Consider the following 22,717-nt stretch of genomic DNA (forward strand, 5'->3'; position numbering starts at 1 on the left):
CGTGCTCGCGATTCTAGAGCGGGGGTCATGGGCGGGGGATTCGGCCCGGGGGCTTCCCCGGGCCGCCGTTTTTCGATATGACTAACTAACCAGTCCGTACATTAGCTTCGAGGTCGGCCCTCCGCGTCGATCCGCCGAGCCGACCCCCATGCCGATGCTCCAACGGGAAGTGAACGATGCCGAATCCCCCGGCCCCGCACCCGGGCGTCCCCGTCCTCGTGCTGAACGGCCCCAATCTCGATCTGCTCGGCCTGCGCGAGCCCGAGGTGTACGGCAAGGACACCCTGGCCGGTGTCGAGGCGCTCTGCCGGAGCACCGCGGCCGCCCACGGGCTGCGTGCCGACTGCCGGCAGAGCAACCACGAGGGTGTGCTCATCGACGCGATCCACGAGGCCCGCACCGCGCACCGGGGCATCGTGATCAACCCCGCCGGCTACAGCCACACCTCGGTCGCCGTGCGGGACGCGCTCGCCGCCGTGGCACTGCCCGTCGTGGAGGTACACCTCTCGAACATCCACCGGCGGGAGCCCTTCCGCCACCACAGCCACGTCTCGGCCGTCGCCGACACCGTCATCTGCGGGGCGGGGTCCCACGGTTACGCCCTGGCGCTCACCCACCTCGCCCAGCTTCTGGAGGCGAACCGGTGAGTCCGGACTCGTATCTCGTCGGCCTCATCGGCTCCGGCATCGGCCCCTCGCTCAGCCCCGCGCTCCACGAACGCGAGGCGGACCGGCAGGGGCTGCGCTACCTCTACCGCCTCATCGACATCGACACGCTCGGCGTCCCGCCGGAGAGGACGGGCGAACTGGTCCGCTCCGCACGCGACATGGGCTACGACGGCCTCAACGTCACCCACCCCTGCAAGCAGCAGGTCCTCGCCCACCTCGACGCCCTCTCGCCGCAGGCCGAGGCGCTCGGCGCGGTCAACACCGTGGTCTTCGAGGGAGACCTCGCGATCGGCCACAACACCGACGCGACCGGCTTCGCCGCCTCCTTCGCACGCGGTCTGCCCGAGGCGCCCCTGGAACGCGTGGTGCAACTGGGAGCGGGCGGCGCCGGTGCCGCCGTCGCCCACGCCCTCCTCGCACTCGGCGCCGGGCGGCTCACCGTGCTGGACGCGCTGCCCGACCGCGCGTCGGCCCTCGCGGCCTCCCTGAACCGCCACTTCGGTCCCCGCCGCGCCACCGCCGCGGACCTCCTGGACATCGCGGCGGAGACCACGGGTGCCGACGGGCTGGTCAACGCCACCCCCATCGGCATGGCCGGCCACCCCGGACTCCCGCTCCCCGCGGATCTGCTGCACCCCGGGCTGTGGGTCGCCGAGGTCGTCTACCGACCGCTGGAGACCGCACTCGTGCGCACCGCCCGCGCCCTCGGCTGCCCCACCCTCGACGGTGGAGGCATGGCCGCCTACCAGGCCGCCGATTCCTTCCGGCTCTTCACCGGCCGGGAACCCGACACCGCCCGCATGCTCGCCGACATCGCCGATCTCACGTCCGCCCGCTGAAGCCCCGACCGAACTCCGCACCGATGCCCGCAGGAGGACCGACATGCGAACGTCCATCGCCACCGTCTCGCTCAGCGGAACGCTCACCGAGAAACTCGCCGCGGCGGCACGCGCGGGCTTCGACGGCGTCGAGATCTTCGAGAACGACCTGACCGGAAGCCCGCTGAGCCCGGAGGAGATCCGGGAACGGGCGGCCGACCTCGGTCTGACCATCGATCTCTACCAGCCGATGCGCGACATCGAGGCCGTCCCCGCCGACGAGTTCGCCCGCAACCTGCGGCGCGCCGAGCACAAGTTCCGGCTGATGCGACGGCTCGGCGCCGACACCGTCCTGGTCTGCTCCAGTGTGTCGCCGTACGCCGTCGACGACGACACCCTCGCCGCCGGGCAGCTGCGCCGGCTGGCGGACCTCGCGCAGGAGTCCGGGATCCGGGTCGCCTACGAGGCGCTGGCGTGGGGCCGCCACGTCAGCACGTACGAGCACGCCTGGCGCATCGTCGAGGCCGCCGACCACCCCGCCCTCGGTGTCTGCCTGGACAGCTTCCACATCCTGGCCAGGGGCTCCGACCTCTCGGGAATCGAGGACATCCCCGGCGGCAAGATCTTCTTCCTCCAGCTCGCGGACGCCCCGCAGATGGCGCTGGACGTGCTGCAGTGGAGCCGCCACCACCGCTGCTTCCCCGGCCAGGGCGACCTCGACGTCGCCGCCCTGGTGCGGGCCGCCGTCCGCGCCGGATACGACGGGCCGCTCTCCCTGGAAGTGTTCAACGACGTCTTCCGCCAGGCGGACGCCGGTCGCACGGCGATCGACGCCCGGCGCTCGCTGACGCTGCTGCAGGAGTCGGCGGGGGTGACCGCGCCCCCGGCACCGGTCGTCCCGACCGGATTCGCCTTCGTCGAGATCGCCACGGCCGACACGGCCAGAATCGCCCCGCTGCTGACCGCGCTGGGCTTCTCCCGTACGGCCAGGCACTCCGGAAAGCCCGTGGACCTCTGGGAACAGGGCGAGGCACGCATCCTGCTCAACACCGACACCGACACCGACACCGACACCGGCAGCCACCGGTCCGGCCCCTCGCTCACCGCGGTCGGCCTGGAGAGCCCCGACCCCGCGGGCGCGTCCGCGCGGGCCGAGTCGCTGCTCGCCCCCGTCCTGCCCCGGCGCCGCGCTCCCGGCGACGCCCCGCTGGACGCGGTGGCCGCACCCGACGGCACCGAGTTCTTCTTCTGCGTCACCGAACGTCCCGGGGACACCGGACACCCCGGCTGGACCGGTGACTTCGTCCCCGCCCCGCACACCCCCGCCCCCATCGGGATCACCCGCGTCGACCATGTCGCGCTGAGCCAGCCCTGGCACCACTTCGACGAGGCGACCCTCTTCCACCGGGGTGTGCTGGGCCTGCGCCCGCAGGCGAGCGTCGACCTCGCCGACCCGTACGGGCTGCTCCGCAGCCGCGCAGTCAGCAACGAGGACGGCACCGTGCGCATCGCCCTCGGCGTGGGCGCGTCCCCCGGCGAGGACCCGGCCCGGGGCGGCCGCCCCCAGCACGTCGCCCTGGTCACCGACGACCTCGTCCCCACGGTCCGCCGCGCACTCGCGTCCGGCGCCCGGATGCTGCCGGTCCCCGCCAACTACTACGACGACCTGGCCGCGGCTCACGAGTTCGCCCCCGGTGAGCTGGAGACCTACCGCGAACTCGGCATCCTCCACGACCGCGACGAGAAGGGGGAGTTCCGGCACTGCTACACAGTGACGACCGGCCGTGTCTTCTTCGAGCTCGTCGAGCGGGTCGGCGGATACGACGGCTACGGCGCCCGGAACGCACCGGTACGGCTGGCCGCGCAGCACGCCCTGGCCGAGTGAGTCAGTCCGCGCGGGCCTCGAACCCGGCGCGGGCGTCGAACGCGGCGCGCCGGGTGGCCCGGCGCAGGGCCCTGAGCAGCGTGGGACCGACGGCCAGGGTCAGGACCACGGTGAGGGCGGCCCGGCCCAGGTCCCAGCCGAGCGAGGTGGCCGCGCAGTACGCGAGGAAGCGGACCAGGTTCTCGTGCAGCGGGTCGCCCGCCACGAAGGAGATGCCGGAACCGAGCCCGGGCACGATCGTCCAGCCGTACAGGTTCATCACCGTGCCGTAGGCGAACGCCGCCACGAAGCCGTAGCCCGCCAGCGTCAGCAGCTCACCCCTGCCGCGCAGCCGGTCCGGGCCGGGCAGCAGGCCGGCGCCCATGGTGAACCAGCCCATCGACAGCATCTGGAAGGGCATCCACGGTCCCACCCCGCCCGTCAGCAGCGCCGAGGCGAACATGGTGACCGAGCCGAGCACGAAGCCGAAGCCGGGCCCCAGCACCCGGCCGCTCAGCACCATCAGGAAGAACATGGGCTCCAGGCCGGCCGTCCCCGCGCCCAGCGGACGCAGCGCCGCCCCGACGGCGGCCAGCACCCCCAGCATCGCGACGGCCTTCGCGTCGAGACCGGAGTCCGCGATCGTCGCGAGGACGACACCGACGAGCAGCACCAGCAGGACGGCGAACAGCCACGGGGCGTCCTCGGCGTGGGCGAGGCCGGAGCCCGCCCCCGCCAGCAGCGGCCAGCCGAAGCCGACCAGCCCGACCGCGCTGACCAGGACCAGCGCCGCGACGGCGTGCGGGCCGAGCCGTACCGGCCGGGCGGACCGTGCCGTCACGCGAGACCCTCCAGGGCCGTGCGCACCTGGGACACGGTCAGCCACTGCCGCGGCGCCAGGACCTTCGAGGTCTGCGGGGCGAAGGCGGGGGAGGACACCACGACCTGCCGGGTCGGGCCGTCGGCGACGACCTCACCGTCGGCCAGGATCACCACCCGGTCCGCCAGCTCCGCCGCCAGCTCCACGTCATGGGTGGCCAGGACGATGGCGTGGCCCCCGGCCGCCAGCCGCCGCAGTACACCGACGAGCCGTGCCTTCGCCGCGTAGTCCAGGCCGCGCGTCGGCTCGTCGAGGAGGAGGAGCGGAGGGCGGGCGGTGAGCACCAGGGCGAGGGCGAGCGCGAGCCGCTGCCCCTCCGAGAGATCGCGGGGGTGGACACCGTCCGGCACCCCGGGCAGCAGCTCGGAGACCAGGGCGCGGCAACTGCCCTCGGGTGCGCCCGCGTCGGAGTCGGCCGCCGCGCACTCGGCGGCGACCGTGTCCGCGTACAGCAGATCGCGCGGTTCCTGCGGTACGAGCCCGACCCGGCGCACCATGTCGCGGGGCGGGGTGCCGGACGGCTGGAGACCGCCGACGAGGACGGAGCCCGTGGTCGGCGGGGTCGTACCGACCAGGGTCGAGAGCAGGGTCGACTTGCCGGCGCCGTTGCGGCCCATCAGGGCCACGGTCTCACCCGGCGCGACGGACAGCGTCACCCCGCGCAGCGCCTGGACCCGTCCGTGCCGCACCCCGAGTCCCTCGACCCGGGTGACGACACCGGCGAGCGGGGCAGGCGCGGGGGACGGGGCCGGACGGCGGCCGAGCAGCCGGCCCAAAAGGCCGGGGCGGGGCGCGGCCGGTTCGGGCAGCGGGACGGGTGCGGCGTCGGCCGGGGCCTCACGCTCCGGCGGCTCCACGTCGGCCAGCCGCTCCCGCAGGTCCACCGCACGGCGCCGGGCGTCACGCACCGACAGCGGCAGCGGATCCCAGCCCACCAGCCGGCCCAGGTCCACCACCGGCGGCCGGACGGGCGACAGCGCCATGATGTCCGCGGGCGCGCCCATCACCGGCGCGGCACCGGGGGCGGGCAGCAGGAGGACCTGGTCCGCGTACTGGACCACACGCTCCAGCCGGTGCTCGGCCATGAGCACCGTCGTGCCCAGGTCGTGCACCAGGCGCTGGAGCACCGCCAGCACGTCCTCGGCCGCCGCCGGGTCCAGGGCGGACGTCGGCTCGTCGAGGACCAGGACCCTGGGGTGCGGGGTGAGGACCGAGCCGATCGCGACCCGCTGCCGCTGGCCCCCGGAGAGCGTGGCGATCGGCCGGTCACGCAACTCGGCGAGCCCCAGCAGATCCAGCGTCTCCTCGACCCTGCGTCGCATCACGTCCGGGGCGAGGCCCAGCGACTCCATGCCGTACGCCAGCTCGTCCTCGACGGTGTCCGTCACGAAGTGGGCGAGCGGGTCCTGGCCCACCGTGCCCACCAGATCGGCGAGTTCACGCGGTTTGTGGGTGCGGGTGTCGCGTCCGCCCACGGTGACCCGGCCGGACAGCACCCCGCCGGTGAAGTGCGGCACCAGACCGGACACCGCACCCAGCAGAGTCGACTTACCGACACCGGATGGGCCGACGGCCAGCACCAGTTCGCCCTCGGGGATCGTGAGGTCCACCCCGGACAGAGTGGGGCGCCCGGCGCCCTCGTACCGTACCGAGACCTGCTCGAACCGGATCATGCGCGCTCCTTGGAGTCCGAGGAAGAGAGGGGAAGCGGAGCCACCGCGGCGGGCAGCAGACCGATCAGCACGGCGGCGGCGGGCCACAGCGGCAGCACGGGAGCGGTGAGCGGCAGGACACCGGGGCGCAGGGCCTCCGGGTCGGCGGCGCCCGCCCGGATCATCACCGCGGCGACCGCCGCGCCCGAGCCCGCGACGAGCCAGGCGCGTACGCCCCAGCGGTCCGGCCGGTAGCGGGTACGGACCGAGCGGCGGCCGCCCAGCCTGAGCCCGGCCCCCGCGGCGGCCAGACCGGCCAGCAGCAACGGCAGCCCGTGCACCGCGCCCTGCGCGGCCAGCAGCCCGTACGTCCCCGCGCACACGCCGAGCAGCCCGCCGAGCGTCAGCACGTGCGTGGTGCGCCGGACGGCGGGCGGGACCTGAGCGGTGCGCCCGTACCCCCGCGCGTCCATCGAAGCCGCCACGGCCACCGAACGCTCCAGCGCGCCCTCCAGCACCGGCAGCCCGATCTGGAGCACCGCCCGGACCCCGCCGGTCGGGCGGCCGCGCAGCCGGCGGGCCGTCCGCAGCCGTGCCACGTCGGCGACCATGTTCGGCGCGAACGTCATCGCGACGACGACGGCGACCCCCACCTCGTACAGGGCGCCGGGCAGGGACTTCAGCAGCCGGGCCGGATTGGCCAGCGAGTTCGCCGCACCGACGCAGATCAGCAGTGTGGCCAGCTTCGCGCCCTCGTACAGGGCGAAGACCACCTGCTCCGCGGTGACCCGGCCGCCGATCCTGACCCCCTGCGCCCAGTCGGGCAACGGCACCTCGGGCACCGTGAACAGGGTGTGCGTACCGGGCAGCGGCGAGCCGAGGAAGACGGTGAACACCAGCCGCACCGCGACGACGAACAGCCCGAGCCTGATGAACGCCCCGTACGAACGGGCCCACGGCGCGTCCGTACGGCGCGCCGCCACCACGTAACCGGCCACCCCCACCAGCAGTCCGAGCAGCAGCGGGTTGGTGGTCCGGGACGCGGCGGTCGCCAGCCCGAGGGCCCACAGCCACCAGGCCCCCGCCGGAAGCGCGTTGCCGCGCGTCGCCGCGGGCGCGCGCAGGGCAGGGCGGAGCCGGGCCGGGCCGGTGGAGCGGGTCATCGGCGGCGGCGGGCCCGCAGTACGGCGGCGACACCCAGGACGAGCACCGCGCCGATACCGGCGAGCACACCCACCGACGGGCCGCCGTCGCCGGACGCGTCCTGCGCACCCTCCGTGGCGGATGCTGTGGCCGCGCCGTCCGGCTTCGCGGTCTCCGGCCGCGCGCCCACCTGCTCACCGCAGCCCGAGCGCGGGTAGCCCGAGATCGCGCAGAGCATCGCGGCGCTGTCGTACCGCAGCGGCTTCGCCACCGAGGCGAGGGCTTCCGCCGTGCTCGCGTCAGGTGCGACCAGGGCGCAGGCGGTGCGCGGAGCCGGCGGTTCCTCTCCGTCCGGCGCGTCCGCCGCCGTGCCCGGATCGATGACCAGCGCGATCCGCTTGAGGCCGTCCTCCGCCGGGGTGCCCGCGCAGACCGTCCCGAAGTCCGGAGCGCGGCGCGGCTGGGCCGAATCCTGTGAGTCCTCGCTCACCGAGAAGCGGAAACCCTGCACCGTGCCGTCGTCCGGCCGGACCGAGGAGGGCCCCTGCGTGGCGTACGTCCAGCCCTTTCCGCCGTCGCCCTCCCAGAACGACCAGTAGCGGTAGCCGGCCGCATACGCGTTTCCGGCGCCCAGCAGGGCCAGCAGGGCGGCGACGACGAGAAGCAGCGTCGCCCTGCCCGGCGGGCGCCTCACAGCTGCTGGTTCTTCCGGCGGCCGCTGAGGAGGAAACCGATGCCCGCGCCGAAGGCGAGACCGATGCCGATGATCCACCAGAGGCCGAGACCCTCGTCGTCGCTGCTCGTGTCCGCGGGCTTGGAGGGCGTCGTCGCGGTCGGCGAGGGCACCGCCGTGGCTGCGGGCGCCGGGCCCGTGGCGTTGAGCTGCCTGACGAGGTCGACGCCCCCGAAGTCCCGGGCGTCGGTGCCGGTCGCGTGGGCGGCGAGGACCAGCTGGGCGGTGGCGGCGGGACCGCCCTCCTTCGCCCAGCCCTGGGCGTGCTTCTCCAGATACGCGACGGAGTCGGCCGCCTCGTCCTTGTGCCCGGCTGCCGCCAGCGCCACGACGGCGTCCGCCGTGTTGCCGAAGTCCGGCTGCGGGGCCGACTCCTCGGCGCCCGGCATCGGAGGCAGATCCAGATACCCCTTCCCGGCCAGAGCCTTCGCCAGGTAGGAGGCGCCGTTCTGCGCGGACTGCTCGGGGGTGAGGTCGCTGCCCTCGGTGCAGACGGGGGCCTTCACCGCGTTGTAGTTCCCCGCGGCCATGCCCTTGCCCATCGAGCCGAGCACCGCGGCCGCCGTGGCGTCCGCGTTCGCGGCCAGCTTGCCCGCCTTGTCCGGCTGGTAGGCGAACGCCCCGCCGTCCTCGCCGCCGCAGGGCAGCGCGAAGGTCTGCAGCGCCGTGTACGGAGTCTTCCCGCCCGCCTTGGTGATGTCGGCGAGCGGCACGCCCGCCCGGGCCAGGGCGCCGTTCACGACGGCGGTGGAGTTGGCGTCGCTCGGGCTGCCAGGGTTGTAGCCCCAGCCGCCGTCGTCGTTCTGCACGGACTTGAGCCAGGCGACTCCGTTGTCCACGACCTCGCGGTGCACACCGAGCTCGACCACGGCCTGGACAGCCGCCGCCGTCGCGTTGGTGTCCGCGACCGTCTTGTCGTCGCAGGGACGGGAGGCGTCGCGGTACGAGGCGAAGGCCCCGCTGTCGCACTGCTGGCCGACGAGCCAGTCCACCGACTTCGTGGCGGGCGTGACCAGCTCGATCTTCTGGGCGAGGAAGGCCAGCGACTGGCGCCACACCCCGTCGTACGTCGGGTCCTTGGTGCCGTACAGCCCCTCCGGAAGGTCCGGTGCGGAGGGGGACGGGGACGGACTCGGCGCGGCGAGGGCCGCCGGGGCGGCCGCTCCACAGAGCACGGCGGTGATCGCGAGCGCTGCCGCGCGACGGCGTACGGACATGGCGGGCCGGGCCTCTCGAATGGGGTCTTCCCCCGCTCGAGCTGGGCCGAGCGCGTAGGGATCGGGTCGGCACCGGATTCGCACCGGCTTCCCCTGTACGGGCATGATGACGACCAGCCCACTCTACCGGGGCGCTCCCGACCCCCTCCGGGCGGACAGCCGCACCCGGACGTCCGAGGGCCTTCCCAGCAGGTCAGAGCCCGTGCGAGACTCCGGCGGGGGTCACATGGGCGCGTGCCCGTGGGGGAGGAACGACCGGGGCGGGAAGCATCCAGTGCGCGGAACCAGAAGAGGCACGGCGACGGTCGCCGTCATGGCGGCCGGACTCATCACGCTGACGGCGGGCTGCGGCCTCGTCGGGGACGCCGGGAGCGCCCCGGCCCCCTCCCCGGAGCCCACCCCGCCGTTCACGGCGCAGACGGTCGCCGACGAGATAGCCGGCTTCGCCCGGGCCGGAGGACTCCCCGAGGGGGACACCTCGGCATCCGGCCCCGCGAAGGGCGACTGGCGGGCATGCGTGGCGCCCTGGACCGGCGACGCGCCGGCGGCCGGAGCCGCCGACGCCTTCGACGCGACGGTGACACGCCTGCGGCAGCACGACTGGGAGATCGTCTCCAGCCACGCCGAGCAGGACATCACCTACCGCACCCTCAGCAAGCGGGGCTGGATGCTGTACGCCCGCTACCACGACGGTGACGGCTCCGGCACCTTGCGGACCGTGTCGCTCAACGCGGTCGAGGACAGCTGCCGACTGCCCGGGAAGGTCCTGGGCGACTACGAGGACCCGGTCTGACAGCCGGAGTCCGCGATCACGAAGTGGCCCGCCGGGGCCTCCCGGAGGGTGTGGGTGACGAACACGTTGTACAGCCCCATGTCCTGGTCCGAACCGTTCGCGTAGGCGTGGCCGCCCGAGGTGTGCGCCCGGCCGGCCGTCACATGTGCGTAGTTCGTCGCGGTGAAGCACCTGGCGGGGGCCGCGCCGCCCGAGGTGGTCGCGGTCACGGCGGACGAGCCCGCCCCGGCGGCCCCCGAGGAGTCGGCCGCGGTCACCGAGTAGCGGTAGGCGGTGCCCGCGGTCAGGCCGGTGTCCGTGAACGACGTGGACGCGGTCGTGGTCACCTTCGCGCCGTCGCGGTACACCGTGTAGGAGGCCGCGCCCGTGACCGCGCTCCACGTCAGTGACGCGCTGCTGTCCGTGACCCCGGTGACCTTCAGACCGGCCGGGGCGGGCAGCCCGTCCCCACCGCCCGGTGCCGCCTTGTCCAGGCCCCAGAACACGCCCGTGTGGTAGGCCGAGCAGATGGTGTCCAGGAAGTACGCGGCCGTCGAACCGCACTGCCCGGCGCCCGATCCGGGGTCCACCGGCAGACCGTGTCCCATGCCGGACACCGAGAAGGTCTCCACGGCGGGCTGCCCGGACGCGTCGTCGTAGACGCTCCGGGTGGTGCTGCCCGGCAGGCTCTCCGTGCGGGACGGGGTCTGGCCGATGCCCCAGACGTCGGTCCACTGGTCGCGCAGCGCGGTGGCGTTGGCGGGGCGGACCGTGTAGTCGGACGTGCCCTGCCAGATCGCCACCCGGGGCCAGGGCCCGGTCCAGCCCGGGTGGGAACCGCGGACCTTGTCGCCCCACCGGGCGGGCGAGAGCTGCTGCGGGCCCGTCTGGCAGCCGGAGGCGGCGGCCTGACTGGTGGCGCACTGCGCGGGGAGACCGGAGGCGACCGACCCGCCCGCGAAGACGTCCGGGTAGGCGGCCAGCAGATCGGCGGTCATCCCGCCGCCCGCGGACAGCCCGGTGACGAACACCCGGCGGCCGTCGGAGCCGTACGTCTGCTTCGCGTACTCGACCATCTGCACCACGGACGCCGCCTCGCCCCTGCCCCGCGTGCTGTCCGCCGGGTCGAACCAGCCGAAGCACGAGAGGGCGTTGTTCGCCGAGGTGGTCTGCGGGAAGACGACGTCGAAGCCCCACAGGTCGGCGTACTCGGTCCAGCCCGAGTTGGTGTAGTAGGCGTTCGCCGACTGCGTGCAGCCGTGCAGAGCGACCACCAGGGGCGCGCCCGCCGGCACGTCGTCGGGGGTGTAGGCGAACATCTGGAGACCGCCGGGGTTCGAGCCGAAGCCGGTGACCTGCTGGAGTCCGGCGGCCGCCGCGGCCGTGGGGGTGGCGACGGCGGGGGCCGGGTGCGCGCCGAGCACGGCGAGCAGGACACAGGCGGAGGCAGAGGTGACGCGGCGGAGCAGGCGTCGCAGGGTCGATGGGCGCACGGTGGGGCCTCCTCGTCGGACGTGCGGAACTGCTGCCGGAACCTATGGGCCGAGGGCCGGGCCGCCCATGTGGCAGGGGGACATCCGCCGCCCACCGCTGTGTGCGGCGCTCCTCTTGCGCACGCTCCGGACCTCCGGCCGCCCGCCGCCCCCGCCGGCCCGCGCCATGTACGCCGCCACCATGCGGGCTCCCCAGGGTGTGTGCACCGACCCCGTGTGAAGCGCGCGGCGACGTCCTTACGGTGACGCCCATGCAGACTTCCCGGACCCCCGAGCACGACCCCCGCGCCCTCGCCGGACGCACGGCCCTGGTCACCGGCGCCGCGAGCGGCATCGGACTGGCCTGCGCGCAGGCACTCGCCGCCGCGGGAGCCCATGTGCACGTGGTGGACAAGGCGGGCGACGCCGCAGAGAGCCTGGCGTCACGCATCGGCGGCACGGCCTGGGTGGCCGACCTCTCCGTGGCCGAGGCGGTGGACGGGCTGCCCGCCGACGTGGACATCGTGGTCAACAACGCGGGGCTCCAGCACGTGGCCCCCGTGCACGAGTTCCCGCCGGACCGCTTCGCCCTGATCCACCGCGTCATGGTGGAAGCCCCGTTCCGCATCTTGCGCCGCACGCTCCCCGGCATGTACGAACGCGGCTGGGGCCGCGTCGTCAACATCTCGTCCGTGCACGGGCTGCGCGCGAGTCCCTACAAGTCGGCCTACGTCTCGGCAAAGCACGCACTGGAGGGTCTCAGCAAGGTGGTCGCACTCGAAGCGGCGCCGCACGGCGTGACGAGCAACTGCGTCAGCCCCGGCTACGTCCGCACGCCCCTGGTCGAGGACCAGATCGCCGACCAGGCCCGCAGCCACGGCATCTCCGAACAGGAGGTCGTGGGCCGGGTGCTGCTGGAACGCAGCGCCCTCAAGTCGCTGATCGAGCCCGGTGACGTGGCCGGGGCCGTCCTGTGGCTGTGCGGACCTGGCACGGCGCACATCACCGGGAGCTCCCTCACGATGGACGGCGGCTGGACCGCCAACTGACGTGACCGGACCGCCGACCGACCACCCACCACCCGTGCGAGCCGGAAGAACGATGACCGCCCATGTCTGAACCGTCCCCCTCCGCCGCGCCCCTCCTGGCCGGCCTCCTCGACCTGCTGGCCGACGACGCCCCCGCCGAGGCCCTGGGCGCCGTCACCTCGCAGGCCAGGGCCGCGGGTGTGCCCGCGGCCGAACTGGCCGAGGTGGAGCGGGCGGCCGCCACCGCACTGCGCATCCGGGGCGCCCTGCGCCAGCACCGGCGCAGGGAGCTCCAGCTCACCGCCCTCTTCGACACGGCGGGCGACCTGGCGGCCTCCCGGGACCTGGACGACGTGCTCAAGGCGATCGTGCGGCGCGCCCGGATGCTGCTGGGCACCGACACCGCCTACCTCACGCTCCCCGACGAGGAGGCCGGGGACACCTACATGCGGGTGACCGACGGATCGGTGTCCGTCCTCTTCCAGCGGCTCCGGCTCGAACTGGGCGAAGGGCTCGGCGGACTGGTCGCCCAGACCGCGAGCCCCTACGCCACCCCCGACTACCGCACCGACGAACGCTTCCGCCACACCCGCAACATCAACGCCGGTGTGCTGGACGAAGGACTGGTGGCGATCCTCGGCGTCCCCCTGCTGCTCGGCTCCAGCCGGGGCGGTACGGGCAAGGTCATCGGGGTCCTCTTCGCGGCCGACCGCGCCGCGCGGGTCTTCAGCCCCGACGAAGTGGCCCTGCTCTGCTCGCTCGCCGCGCACGCCGCGATCGCGATCGACACCGCCCGGGCCCTGGACGACACCCGCACCGCCCTCGCGGAACTCGCGGGCGCCAACGCGGAACTGGCCGAGGCCAACGCCGCCGTACGCGCGCACTCGGCCGCCATGCAGCGGGCCGAGGAGGCCCACGACCGGCTCACCGACCTGGTCCTGCGCGGCGGCGACGTGAAGGACGTCGCCCTGTCCGTCGCCGGGCTCCTGGACAGCCCCCTGACCATCCACGACCCCGGCGGGCGCCCGCTGGCGGCCGTACGCCCCGGCGGCACCGGCTTCGCCGCCGACAGCATGGACGCCGGCTGGCTCGCCGGCACCGCCGAGGAGTCCCGCCACGGGGCCCGCGCCGTCCACCGCGACGGCCGGTGGATCTGCGCGGTGCTCGCCGGCCACGAACTCCTCGCCAGCCTGGTGCTGCACCGGCCGGGCCGGCTCGACGACTCCGACCGGCGGCTCTACGAACGCGCCGCCGTCGTCACGGGCCTCCTGCTGCTGCTGCGCCGCACGGTCGCCGAGACCGAGAACCGGATACGGGGCGAGCTGATCAGCGATCTGCTCAGCGACCCGGAGCGCGATCCCGCCGGCCTCGCCGAGCGTGGCCGGAGGCTGGGCATCGACCTGGACCGGCCCCACGTCCTGCTGGTGGCGGAGGCGGCGGCCCGGGAGAAGCTCGGCGGCGCCGCGATGCGCTACCTGTTCGGCGGGGACATCCACGGGGTCAGCGCCGAACACGCCGGCACCGTCGTGCTGCTGGTCGACGGCGGCGGCACGCCCCCGGGCGACGCCGCACGAGCCGCGGCCACGCAGCTCGGTCACCTGGTCCAGGCCCCCGTCACCGTCTCCGGCACGGGACCCGCCCGCGGCGCCCGTGAACTCGCCGCCGCCTACGCGGAAGCCGCGCGCTGCCTGCGTGCCATGCGGGTCCTGGGCCGGGAGGGAGAAGGGGCCTGCGTCGACGAACTCGGCTTCCTGGGCGTCGTCCTGGGCAACGCGAAGGACGTGGACGGCTTCGTGACGGCGGTGCTGGGACCCCTGCTGCGCTACGACGAGCGGCGCGGCACCCAGCTCGTACGCACGCTGCGGGCGTACTTCGGCGCGGGCGGCAGCCTGATCAGGGCCAAGGACGAACTGCACGTGCACGTGAACACCGTCGTCCAGCGCCTCGACCGGATCCAGGTGCTGCTGGGCCGCGACTGGAACGAGCCCGACCGCGCCCTGGAGCTCCAGCTCGCCCTGCGGCTGCACCTGCTGTCGGGCGCCCGGGACCGCTGAGCCCCGGGCCGCCCGCCTGCCTCACCGCGGGACGACCACCGCCCGCAGCAGGGCGCCGGCGATCTCGCCGGCCCCCTTGTCTCCCGTCAGCACCGTGTAGTGGTTGACGTCCTCGACGCGTACGGCCGTGACGTTCGTGCCCGGCTGCCCCGCGGCCGCCAGCCGGGACTCGTCGTACAGCCCCTGCTCCTCGTCCATCAGCCCCCGCCGCGCCCACAACAGAGTCGCCGGCCCTGGGAGTTCGCCGGCCGCCGCGAGCACCTCGTCCGTGAACAGGCCCACCCCGTCCGTGCGGACCGCCTCCAGCCGGCAGCCGGAGCGCAGCGCGGGTTCCTCACCGGTCAGGTCACGCTGGATGTACGCGTCCACCTCCGGCGACCAGGCGTCGCCCGCGAACGCGGGATGGGCCCGCCAGAAGGAGCGGTAGGCGTCCCGGTCGGGGAAGGTCATGGACAGCCGGTCCATGGCCGGCCCGATCACCGCCGTCATCAGCTCGTCCGCCGACAGATGCGTGGGCGCGGGGAAGCCGAAACCGCCGTCGACCAGTACCACCGGGCCGAAGCGGTCCGGGTGGCGCACGGCCGCGAGCGCCGCCACGAAGGCGCCCATCGAATGGCCCGCCAGCACCACCCCGTTCCGGCCCAGCGCCCCGGCCACGGCGGCGGCGTCGTCCGCGTGGGCGGCGATGCCGTACGGGCCGGGCAGCCCGGAACTGCCGGCCCTTCCCCGCAGGTCCGGGGCGACCAGGGTGACCCGGCCGGCGAGCAGCCTGGCCACCGCACCCCAGGACAGCGCGTTGGCCGTGATCCCGTGCAGGGCCACCACGACCGGCGCCCCGGCGTCCCGGGCCGGCCAGCGCAGGGCGGCCAGTTCACCGCCGGTGACGGGGACGCGTATCTCCTCGTACGGGATCATCGGTTCTCCTCACGGGTCCTGCGCAGACGGGACGGCAGCCGGGCCAGGCCGCCGGGCAGCAGGTGAACCACGGCCACGAACAGCACCCCGAGCAGGAACAGCGGCTGGGAGAGCGGCACACGCAGCACCGCGGGCAGGCCGGCGACCGCACCCGACCCGGCGAGGTCGCCCAGCCGGTGGTCGGCCCAGGTGTAGAGGATGCCGCCGACCATCGGGCCCCAGCGGGTGCCCGTACCGCCCAGCACCACCATCACGAGCAACGACAGGGTGAAGTCCGAGGTCGTCGTCCGGGGCGTGGAACCGCCGGTCAGCAGCAGATGGACGAGTCCGCCCGCCGCCGCCAGCGCCCCGGCCAGGACGAAGGCCGTCAGCTTGAACCCGTACGGCTTCAGGCCCAGCACCTCGACCCGGCGCTCGTTCTCCTTGATGCCCTCCCAGACCCGGCCGGTGGGGGAGCGCACCGCCCGGTGGACGACGGCGAGGGTCAGGACGAGATAGGCCAGCGCGATCCAGTAGAGGTTGGCGGTGTGGTCGATGCCGACCAGCCAGGAGGGCAGCAGCTCCGCCGGGGCCGCCCGGCCCTCCTCGCCGCCGGTGAACCCGCCGGGGTCGCGGGAGACGAGGATCGAGCCGGCCTGCGCGAAGGCGAGCGTCACCATGGAGAAGCCGATTCCGGTGACCCGCAGGCTCACCGAGCCCAGCACCAGGGCGAGCGCGGCGCCGGAGCACACACCGAGGACCGCCGCCGCGGCGAACGGCAGGCCCGCCTCCAGCAGGAACATGTTCGTGGCGTAGCTGCCCGCCGCGAAGTACAGGGCGTGCCCGAAGGACAGCAGCCCCGTACGCCCCAGCAGCAGGTCGTAACCGGTGGCGAGCGCGCCGAACAGCAGGCAGGTCGCCAGGAGTTGCAGACTGCCGGGGCTGCCGACCGGACCGTCCAGCAGTCCTGGCAGTGGCAGCGCGCTCCAGGGCGCGACGATCAGGAGCACGAGGACCGCGGCCGGCCACCAGCGCAGCAGCCGGTTCCTGTCGCCCCCCGGCGCTGTGCTCACGGAGGTGGGTGCGGGTGTGGTGGCGGTGCTCACGCGAGCCTCCCGGTCAGTCCGCGCGGCCGGACGAGCAGCAGCGCGGCGAGCAGGACGACGACGGCGAGGTCGCCGAGGCCCGCTGCGGTGTAGTAGTTGGCGAACTGCTGGACCAGACCGATGACCACGGCCGCCACGGCCGCGCCGGTCACCGACCCCATGCCGCCCGTGACCACGACGACGAAGGCGAAGATCAGCAGCGAGGTGCCCTGGTGGGGGTCGACCGAGCCGAAGTACAGCCCGCCGAGCGCCCCGCCCAGCGCCGCGGCGCAGCCGCCGATCGCGAAGACCAGCGTGAACGCCTTGCGGACGTCGATGCCCAGGGCGGTGACCATCGCCCGGTCCTCGACCCCGGCGCGCACGACCAGGCCGTGCCGGGTCCGGCCCAGGAACAGCCGCAGCGCGACCAGGACGGCGACCGCCGCCGCGACGAGCACGAGCCGGTCGACCGGGACGTCCGCGCCGAGCAGCGCGAAGGTGCCGGACAGCGCCTCGGGGCCGGGAAAGGTCCGGGCGTCCGGACCCCAGATGCCCGACAGCAGGGCGGGCACGGCCAGCCCCACGCCGACCGTCGCGAGCACCTGCTCCCGCGGCCGGGTGTACAGGGGCCGTACGACGGCCAGTTCGAGCACCACGGCGGCCAGTGTGCCCACCGCCGTACCGAACAGGACCGCCAGCGCGAAGCCCCAGCCGCCCGGGCCGGCGCCCGGTAGACGGCCCGAGGCCGCCCACCAGGTGCCGTACGCGCCGATGGAGAGCAGCGCCCCGTGGGCGAAGTTGAGCACGTCCATCAGGCCGAAGATCAGCGAGAGCCCGGACGCGACGAGGAAGTAGAGCGCCCCCAGACCGAGTCCGGTCATGGTGAGCAGCACGATCGTGGACATCAGGAATCCGCCTCCGCGGTGTGGGGGGCGAGCGGGCCCCGGCCGACGCCGAGCAGCCGGCGGGTGGCCTCCGCGTCGCCCAGCAGCCCGTCCGCCTCGCCCTGGTGGGCGGTGCGTCCGTCGGCAAGCACCACGCAGTGCCGGGCCAGCCGGCGTACGACGGCGAGGTTCTGCTCGACCAGGAGCACGGGCACCGCCTCGGCGGCGCGCTCCAGCACCTGGGCGACCTCGGTGACGACCTTGGGGGCCAGGCCCTTGGTGGGCTCGTCGGCGATGATCAGCCGGTTGCCGTTGAGCAGGGTGCGCCCGATGGCCACCATCTGCTGCTGGCCGCCGGACAGGGTCCCCGCCGACTGCCGCTCACGGCGCCTGAGTTCGGGGAAGAGCTCATGGACCAGGCCGTACGCGGGCCCGTCCGCGCCCCGGCGTTCGGCCAGGCGCAGGTTCTCCGCGACGGTGAGACCGGCGAAGATCCCCCGGTCCTCGGGGGCGTAACCGATGCCCCTGCGGACCAGGGTGTGGGTGGGCAGGCCGACCGTCTCCTCGCCGTCGAGGAGCACACTGCCGGTGCGCGGTACGAGCCCGAGGACACCGCGCACGGTCGTGGTCTTGCCCGCCCCGTTGCGGCCGAGCAGCGCGGTCACGCCCTGGGGCGCCACGTCGAGGTCGACCCCGTGCAGGATGTGCCGGCCGCCGACGAGGACGCGCAGGTCCCGCACGGTGAGCAGCGGGGACGCGGTCACAGCCCCTCCCCGAGATAGGCCTGCTGGACGACGGGGTCGGCGGTCACGGCGCCCGGGGTGTCCAGGGCGAGCAGCCGGCCGTGGTGCATCACGGCCAGCCGGTCCGCGAGTCCCAGCAGGACGTCCATGTGGTGCTCGACCATGAGCACGGTGCGGCCCTCCTCGCGGTGCAGCGCGCGGATCAGTTCGGTGAGCGCGGGGACCTCCTCGGCGCTCACCCCGGCCATCGGTTCGTCGAGCAGCATGAGCCTGGGCTCGCCCACCAGCAGGACGGCCAGCTCCAGCTTGCGTTTCTCGCCGTGGGAGAGCTCGGCGGCCGTGGCCGCCGCGCGATGCCCGAGCCCGGTGCGCTCCAGCACGCCCGCCACCTCCGAGGCGTACCGGGAGGCGCGCCGCCAGAGCCGGTGCGAACCGCCGTGCCTGGCCTGCGCGGCCAGCCGGACGTGCTCGGCCACCGTCATCCGCGGCCAGAGGCTGGAGGTCTGGAACGTCCGCCCGATCCCGAGCCGCGCGCGGGTGTGCACCGGCAGGCCGGTCAGATCCGCGCCGTCGAGTGCGAGGCCGCCCGCGGTGGCCGGGACGATGCCGCTGATCAGGTTGAACAGGGATGTCTTGCCGGCCCCGTTGGGACCGTCGACATGGTGCAGGCACCCTCACATGCGCCGGTGCCGGTGTGGGCACCGCACGTGGGCAGACCTCGGCGTGGGTCCGCGGACAGGCCGGCGGACACCGCGCACGGGCAGGTCTCAGCCCGGGTCCGCCGGCAGGTCGATCAGTCCGCACACGGTCTCGATGTCCCGCTTCACCTGCGCGATCGATTCCCGCCCCGACAGCCAGGTGATCAGCGCCGAGTGCCAGGTGTGCTCGATGACGCGCACCACGGACAGCTGCTCCTGCGTGGGGTCCTCCAGACCCATCGCGTCCAGCACGATCGCCGTCGTCAGCCGGGAGACGGCGTCCACCTCGGGGCTCACCCCGCGGTCGGCGAAGGTCAGGGCCCGCACCATGGCGTCCGCGAGATGGGGGTCGCGCTGGAGCGCCCGGAAGGCCCGCATCAAGGTCTCGGCGACCCGCTGGGCGGCGTCGTCCCCCGCCGGAGGCCTCCTGCGGAGCGTGACCTGGAGGTGCTGGAGCTGGTCCTGCATGATCGCGACGAGCAGATGGACCTTGGAGGGGAAGTAGCGGTAGAGCGTGCCCAGGGCGACCCCGGCGGCGTCCGCCACCTCACGCATCTGCACCGCCTCGAAACCGCCCCGCCCGGCGAGCTGCGCGCCGGCCTGCAGGATGCCGCGGCGACGGGCCTCCTGGCGTTCCGTCAGGGACGGGGCCGCCGGCCTGGCTTCAGCTGTCATCTGTCCCCATCCACAAAGGGAGAACCGGTTCCCTGTCCGGCCGGACGCCGGTTCACGGGCGGGCACAGCATGCCAGGGCCTCCACCGTGGCGCGAATCACCTGATCCGGCCGTCACACCGACGCTACCTGCCGGTAGATTCGGTGCGTGTTTGAACGAACGAGTCTGAAACTTGTTCTAGATTAGCGCGACCGGTTACGCTCCGGCGAAAACGCAGTGAGAAGGGGGCCGAGTGTGACCGCTGAGGCCATAGAGACGGGTCCCTTCGAGGGCGACAGCACGTCGGCCACCGACGGTGACCGGCCGTTGCGCATCGCACTCCTCACCTACAAGGGCAACCCCTTCTGCGGAGGCCAGGGCGTCTACGTCCGCCACCTCGGCCGTGAGCTGGCCAGGCTCGGCCACAGCGTCGAGGTGATCGGTGCCCAGCCCTACGCCGTGCTCGACGAGGGCGTCCCGCTCACCGAACTGCCGAGCCTCGACCTCTACCGCCAGCCCGACCCGTTCCGCACCCCGGGGCGCGGCGAGTACCGCGACTGGATCGACCTCGCCGAGGTCGCCACCATGTGGACCGGCGGCTTCCCGGAACCGCTCACCTTCAGCCTGCGGGCGCGGCGTCATCTCCGCGCCAGGCGCGGTGACTTCGACGTCGTGCACGACAACCAGACGCTCGGCTACGGCCTGCTCGGGGACCTCGGTGCCCCCCTCGTCACCACGATCCACCACCCGATCACCGTCGACCGCCGACTCGACCTGGACGCGGCGGAGTCGACGCGCCGCCGGCTCTCCGTCCGCCGCTGGTACGGCTTCACCCGGATGCAGAAGCGGGTCGCGCGCCGCCTGCCGTCCGTGCTCACCGTCTCCGGCTCGTCGCAGCAGGAGATCGTCGAGCACCTCGGGGTGCGCCGGGACCGTGTCCGGGTCGTGCACATCGGAGCCGACACCGACCTCTGGTCGCCGGACCCCTCGGTCGCCGAGGTCCCCGGGCGGATAGTCACCACCTCCAGCGCCGACGTCCCGCTCAAGGGCCTCGTCCACCTCGTGGAGGCCCTCGCCAAGCTCCGCACCGAGAACCCGGCGGCGCACCTCGTGGTCGTCGGCAAGCGGGCCGAGGACGGACCCGTCGCCCAGGCCATCGAGCGCTACGGGCTCCAGGAGGCCGTCGAGTTCGTCAAGGGCATCAGCGACGCCGAGCTCGTCGACCTGGTCCGCAGCGCCCAGGTCTCCTGCGTCCCCTCGCTGTACGAGGGCTTCTCGCTGCCCGCCGCCGAGGCCATGGCCACCGGGACCCCGCTGGTGGCCACCACCGGCGGCGCCATCCCCGAGGTCACCGGGCCCGACGGGGAGACCTGTCTCGCGGTGCCGCCCGGCGACGCGGGGGCGCTGGCCGCCGCACTCGGCCGGCTCCTCGGTGACGGCGAACTGCGCGCCCGCCTCGGCGAGGCCGGCCGCGCCCGGGTGCTCGCCAACTTCACCTGGGCCAGGGCCGCCGTCGGCACCGTCGAGCTGTACCGTCAGTCGATCGCCGCCCGGGGAGCCCGAAGGTGAGCGCCCCCACGGCTCCCGGAACCCGTACCTCCGACCTCGAAGGCAGGCCCCCGTGCTGACCGTCGACTTCACCCGCTTCCCGCTCGCCGCAGGCGACCGGGTGCTCGATCTGGGCTGCGGCGCCGGCCGGCACGCCTTCGAGTGCTACCGGCGCGGCGCCCAGGTCGTGGCCCTCGACCAGAACGCCGAGGAGATCCGCGAGGTCGCGAAGTGGTTCGCCGCGATGAAGGAGGCCGGTGAGGCCCCCGCCGGTGCGACCGCCACCGCGATGGAGGGCGACGCCCTCAACCTGCCCTTCCCCGACGCCTCCTTCGACGTCGTCATCATCTCCGAGGTGATGGAGCACATCCCCGACGACAAGGGCGTGCTCGCCGAGATGGTGCGCGTGCTGAAGCCCGGCGGCCGCATCGCGGTCACCGTGCCCCGCTACGGCCCCGAGAAGGTCTGCTGGACGCTCTCCGACGCGTACCACGAGGTCGAGGGCGGGCACATCCGCATCTACAAGGCCGACGAGCTCCTCGGCAAGATCCGTGAGGCCGGACTCAAGCCCTACGGCACCCACCACGCGCACGCGCTGCACAGTCCTTACTGGTGGCTGAAGTGCGCCTTCGGGGTCGACAACGAGAAGGCGCTGCCGGTGCGCGCCTACCACAAGCTGCTCGTCTGGGACATCATGAAGAAGCCCCTGGCCACCAGGGTCGCCGAGCAGCTGCTCAACCCGGTCGTCGGCAAGAGCTTCGTGGCGTACGCGACCAAGCCGCACCTGCCGAAGGCCGAGGCGTGAGCACGCCGGAGCAGACCGAACACCTCGTCCTGCCGGGCGTCCTGACGGCGGGACAGGCCGCCGAGACCGTGGCCGCGCTGCTCGCGGTGCAGCGCGAGGACGGGGCGCTGCCCTGGTTCCGCGGCCACCACCTCGACCCGTGGGACCACACCGAGGCCGCGATGGCGCTGGACGCGGCCGGTGAGCACGAGGCCGCCGCACGCGCCTACGCGTGGCTGGCCCGCCATCAGAACGAGGACGGCTCCTGGTACGCCGCCTACCACGACGGCGACCACGGGCGGCCGACCGACCTGGGGCGCGAGAGCAACTTCTGCGCCTACGTGGCCGTCGGCGTCTGGCACCACTACCTCGCCACCGGCGACGACGCGTTCGCCGACCGGATGTGGCCCACGGTCTACGCGGCGATCGAATTCGTGCTGCGGCTCCAGCAGCCCGGCGGTGAGATCGGCTGGAAGCGGGAACCCGACGGCACTCCGGTGACCGACGCCCTGCTGACCGGTTCCTCCTCCGTCCACCAGGCACTGCGCTGCGCGCTGGCACTGGCGGAGCAGCGTGAGGAGGCGCAGCCGGACTGGGAGCTCGCGACCGGAGCGCTCGGACACGCGATCCGCCACCACCCGGAGCGCTTCCTGGACAAGAGCCGCTACTCGATGGACTGGTACTACCCGGTCCTCGGCGGCGCCGTGACCGGCGCCGACGCCACGCGGCGTATCGAGGAGGGCTGGGACAGCTTCGTGGTCCCCGGCCTCGGGGTGCGCTGCGTGCTCCCCAACCCCTGGGTGACGGGCGGCGAGAGCTGCGAACTCGCCCTGGCCCTCTGGGTGACGGGCGAGTCCGACCGCGCCCTGGAGATCCTCCAGTCCGTCCAGCACCTGCGGGCCGAGGGCGGCCTGTACTGGACGGGGTACGTCTTCGAGGGCGAGCGGGCCATATGGCCCGAGGAGCTCACCACCTGGACCGCCGGCTCCCTGCTGCTCGCGGTGGCCGCGCTCGGGGGCGACGAGGCGACCACGGCGGTGTTCGGCGGCGAGCGGCTTCCGGAGGGACTCGAACCGGACTGCTGCCGCTGAGCCGGGGGCCGGGCCCGCTCCGCTCCGCTCCCGGGC

Annotated in this window: 20 protein-coding genes and 1 pseudogene; 9 read left to right on the forward strand and 12 right to left on the reverse strand. The window is 74.0% G+C overall.

The annotated features are described in order from the left end of the window. The first annotated feature begins 176 nt into the window (after positions 1–176). Genes aroQ through P8A20_RS26050 form a run of 3 tightly spaced genes read left to right on the forward strand, consistent with a single transcriptional unit; the run spans position 177 to position 3,371 of the window. Positions 177–647 carry a type II 3-dehydroquinate dehydratase gene (gene aroQ, locus P8A20_RS26040; protein ID WP_147963215.1) on the forward strand — a complete coding sequence of 157 codons (471 nt, stop codon included), beginning with the start codon at positions 177–179 and terminating at the stop codon, positions 645–647. After that, positions 644–1,507, forward strand: a complete 864-nt coding sequence (locus tag P8A20_RS26045; RefSeq protein ID WP_147963214.1) for a shikimate dehydrogenase — start codon at positions 644–646, stop codon at positions 1,505–1,507. Before aroQ ends, P8A20_RS26045 begins: the two co-directional genes overlap by 4 nt. Before the next feature lie 43 nt (positions 1,508–1,550). Continuing rightward, a complete protein-coding gene (locus tag P8A20_RS26050; protein WP_306104339.1) occupies positions 1,551–3,371 on the forward strand; it encodes a bifunctional sugar phosphate isomerase/epimerase/4-hydroxyphenylpyruvate dioxygenase family protein in 1,821 nt (606 codons plus the stop codon). Position 3,372: 1 nt separating this feature from the next. Here the strand turns inward: P8A20_RS26050 and P8A20_RS26055 are convergent, their stop codons facing one another. The 5 genes from P8A20_RS26055 to P8A20_RS26075 are packed head-to-tail and all read right to left on the reverse strand — an operon-like array spanning position 3,373 to position 8,975. Next, positions 3,373–4,191: an ECF transporter S component gene (locus P8A20_RS26055; RefSeq protein ID WP_147963212.1), complete on the reverse strand. Its 819-nt coding sequence runs from the start codon at positions 4,189–4,191 to the stop codon at positions 3,373–3,375. Beyond that, positions 4,188–5,903, reverse strand: coding sequence for an ABC transporter ATP-binding protein (locus P8A20_RS26060; RefSeq protein ID WP_147963211.1), 1,716 nt, complete (start codon positions 5,901–5,903; stop codon positions 4,188–4,190). The genes P8A20_RS26055 and P8A20_RS26060 overlap by 4 nt, the downstream gene beginning before the upstream one ends. After that, positions 5,900–7,045, reverse strand: a complete 1,146-nt coding sequence (locus P8A20_RS26065; RefSeq protein ID WP_147963210.1) for a CbiQ family ECF transporter T component — start codon at positions 7,043–7,045, stop codon at positions 5,900–5,902. The genes P8A20_RS26060 and P8A20_RS26065 overlap by 4 nt, the downstream gene beginning before the upstream one ends. Next, positions 7,042–7,719 carry an SCO2322 family protein gene (locus P8A20_RS26070; protein ID WP_147963209.1) on the reverse strand — a complete coding sequence of 226 codons (678 nt, stop codon included), beginning with the start codon at positions 7,717–7,719 and terminating at the stop codon, positions 7,042–7,044. Before P8A20_RS26070 ends, P8A20_RS26065 begins: the two co-directional genes overlap by 4 nt. Beyond that, positions 7,716–8,975 (reverse strand): SCO2321 family membrane protein, encoded by a 1,260-nt coding sequence (locus P8A20_RS26075; protein ID WP_306104340.1) that lies wholly within the window; start codon positions 8,973–8,975, stop codon positions 7,716–7,718. Before P8A20_RS26075 ends, P8A20_RS26070 begins: the two co-directional genes overlap by 4 nt. Before the next feature lie 313 nt (positions 8,976–9,288). On the opposite strand from P8A20_RS26075, the gene P8A20_RS26080 reads away from it, so the two are divergent. Next, positions 9,289–9,768 carry a hypothetical protein gene (locus P8A20_RS26080; protein WP_147963207.1) on the forward strand — a complete coding sequence of 160 codons (480 nt, stop codon included), beginning with the start codon at positions 9,289–9,291 and terminating at the stop codon, positions 9,766–9,768. Here the strand turns inward: P8A20_RS26080 and P8A20_RS26085 are convergent. Further along, positions 9,750–11,240 (reverse strand): extracellular catalytic domain type 1 short-chain-length polyhydroxyalkanoate depolymerase, encoded by a 1,491-nt coding sequence (locus tag P8A20_RS26085; RefSeq protein WP_306104341.1) that lies wholly within the window; start codon positions 11,238–11,240, stop codon positions 9,750–9,752. The genes P8A20_RS26080 and P8A20_RS26085 overlap by 19 nt on opposite strands. Positions 11,241–11,491: 251 nt before the next feature. On the opposite strand from P8A20_RS26085, the gene P8A20_RS26090 reads away from it, so the two are divergent. Together P8A20_RS26090 and P8A20_RS26095 are read left to right on the forward strand one after the other, a co-directional pair. Further along, entirely contained in the window at positions 11,492–12,268 is a 777-nt protein-coding gene (locus P8A20_RS26090; RefSeq protein WP_147963205.1) for a 3-hydroxybutyrate dehydrogenase, read from the forward strand. Between the two features lie 62 nt (positions 12,269–12,330). Beyond that, positions 12,331–14,301, forward strand: a complete 1,971-nt coding sequence (locus P8A20_RS26095; protein WP_306104342.1) for a helix-turn-helix domain-containing protein — start codon at positions 12,331–12,333, stop codon at positions 14,299–14,301. Between the two features lie 21 nt (positions 14,302–14,322). Here the strand turns inward: P8A20_RS26095 and P8A20_RS26100 are convergent, their stop codons facing one another. The 6 genes and pseudogenes from P8A20_RS26100 to P8A20_RS26125 form a co-directional block, all read right to left on the reverse strand. Then, on the reverse strand, positions 14,323–15,216 hold the full coding sequence (locus P8A20_RS26100) for an alpha/beta fold hydrolase (protein ID WP_306104343.1): 894 nt from the start codon (positions 15,214–15,216) through the stop codon (positions 14,323–14,325). Further along, positions 15,213–16,301, reverse strand: a complete 1,089-nt coding sequence (locus P8A20_RS26105) for a branched-chain amino acid ABC transporter permease (RefSeq protein ID WP_306104344.1) — start codon at positions 16,299–16,301, stop codon at positions 15,213–15,215. Before P8A20_RS26105 ends, P8A20_RS26100 begins: the two co-directional genes overlap by 4 nt. Continuing rightward, on the reverse strand, positions 16,298–17,185 hold the full coding sequence (locus tag P8A20_RS26110; RefSeq protein WP_306104345.1) for a branched-chain amino acid ABC transporter permease: 888 nt from the start codon (positions 17,183–17,185) through the stop codon (positions 16,298–16,300). The genes P8A20_RS26105 and P8A20_RS26110 overlap by 4 nt, the downstream gene beginning before the upstream one ends. Next, positions 17,185–17,928, reverse strand: coding sequence for an ABC transporter ATP-binding protein (locus tag P8A20_RS26115; protein WP_147963200.1), 744 nt, complete (start codon positions 17,926–17,928; stop codon positions 17,185–17,187). Before P8A20_RS26115 ends, P8A20_RS26110 begins: the two co-directional genes overlap by 1 nt. Then, a pseudogene (locus P8A20_RS26120) lies at positions 17,925–18,560 on the reverse strand (ABC transporter ATP-binding protein); the annotation flags it as partial. The pseudogene P8A20_RS26120 and the gene P8A20_RS26115, both read right to left, overlap by 4 nt. A gap of 114 nt (positions 18,561–18,674) precedes the next feature. After that, positions 18,675–19,280 carry a TetR family transcriptional regulator gene (locus P8A20_RS26125; RefSeq protein ID WP_147963199.1) on the reverse strand — a complete coding sequence of 202 codons (606 nt, stop codon included), beginning with the start codon at positions 19,278–19,280 and terminating at the stop codon, positions 18,675–18,677. A gap of 233 nt (positions 19,281–19,513) precedes the next feature. Here P8A20_RS26125 and P8A20_RS26130 point away from each other — a divergent pair, with 233 nt between their 5' ends. The 3 genes from P8A20_RS26130 to P8A20_RS26140 are packed head-to-tail and all read left to right on the forward strand — an operon-like array spanning position 19,514 to position 22,681. Next, positions 19,514–20,827 (forward strand): glycosyltransferase family 4 protein, encoded by a 1,314-nt coding sequence (locus tag P8A20_RS26130; protein ID WP_147963198.1) that lies wholly within the window; start codon positions 19,514–19,516, stop codon positions 20,825–20,827. Between the two features lie 52 nt (positions 20,828–20,879). Continuing rightward, positions 20,880–21,611: a class I SAM-dependent methyltransferase gene (locus P8A20_RS26135; RefSeq protein WP_147963197.1), complete on the forward strand. Its 732-nt coding sequence runs from the start codon at positions 20,880–20,882 to the stop codon at positions 21,609–21,611. Then, a complete protein-coding gene (locus tag P8A20_RS26140) occupies positions 21,608–22,681 on the forward strand; it encodes a prenyltransferase (protein ID WP_147963196.1) in 1,074 nt (357 codons plus the stop codon). The genes P8A20_RS26135 and P8A20_RS26140 overlap by 4 nt, the downstream gene beginning before the upstream one ends. The last annotated feature ends 36 nt before the right edge of the window (positions 22,682–22,717 follow it).

It is taken from the genome of Streptomyces sp. Alt3, assembly GCF_030719215.1.
GTDB lineage: Bacteria > Actinomycetota > Actinomycetes > Streptomycetales > Streptomycetaceae > Streptomyces > Streptomyces glycanivorans.

Coding starts and splice junctions, on each gene's coding strand:
- aroQ (WP_147963215.1), top strand. CDS start 177: ATGCCGAATCCCCCGGCCCCGCACCCGGGCGTCCCCGTCCTCGTGCTG.
- P8A20_RS26050 (WP_306104339.1), top strand. CDS start 1,551: ATGCGAACGTCCATCGCCACCGTCTCGCTCAGCGGAACGCTCACCGAG.
- P8A20_RS26060 (WP_147963211.1), bottom strand. CDS start 5,903: ATGATCCGGTTCGAGCAGGTCTCGGTACGGTACGAGGGCGCCGGGCGC.
- P8A20_RS26065 (WP_147963210.1), bottom strand. CDS start 7,045: ATGACCCGCTCCACCGGCCCGGCCCGGCTCCGCCCTGCCCTGCGCGCG.
- P8A20_RS26075 (WP_306104340.1), bottom strand. CDS start 8,975: ATGTCCGTACGCCGTCGCGCGGCAGCGCTCGCGATCACCGCCGTGCTC.
- P8A20_RS26080 (WP_147963207.1), top strand. CDS start 9,289: ATGGCGGCCGGACTCATCACGCTGACGGCGGGCTGCGGCCTCGTCGGG.
- P8A20_RS26090 (WP_147963205.1), top strand. CDS start 11,492: ATGCAGACTTCCCGGACCCCCGAGCACGACCCCCGCGCCCTCGCCGGA.
- P8A20_RS26095 (WP_306104342.1), top strand. CDS start 12,331: ATGTCTGAACCGTCCCCCTCCGCCGCGCCCCTCCTGGCCGGCCTCCTC.
- P8A20_RS26100 (WP_306104343.1), bottom strand. CDS start 15,216: ATGATCCCGTACGAGGAGATACGCGTCCCCGTCACCGGCGGTGAACTG.
- P8A20_RS26110 (WP_306104345.1), bottom strand. CDS start 17,185: ATGTCCACGATCGTGCTGCTCACCATGACCGGACTCGGTCTGGGGGCG.
- P8A20_RS26125 (WP_147963199.1), bottom strand. CDS start 19,280: ATGACAGCTGAAGCCAGGCCGGCGGCCCCGTCCCTGACGGAACGCCAG.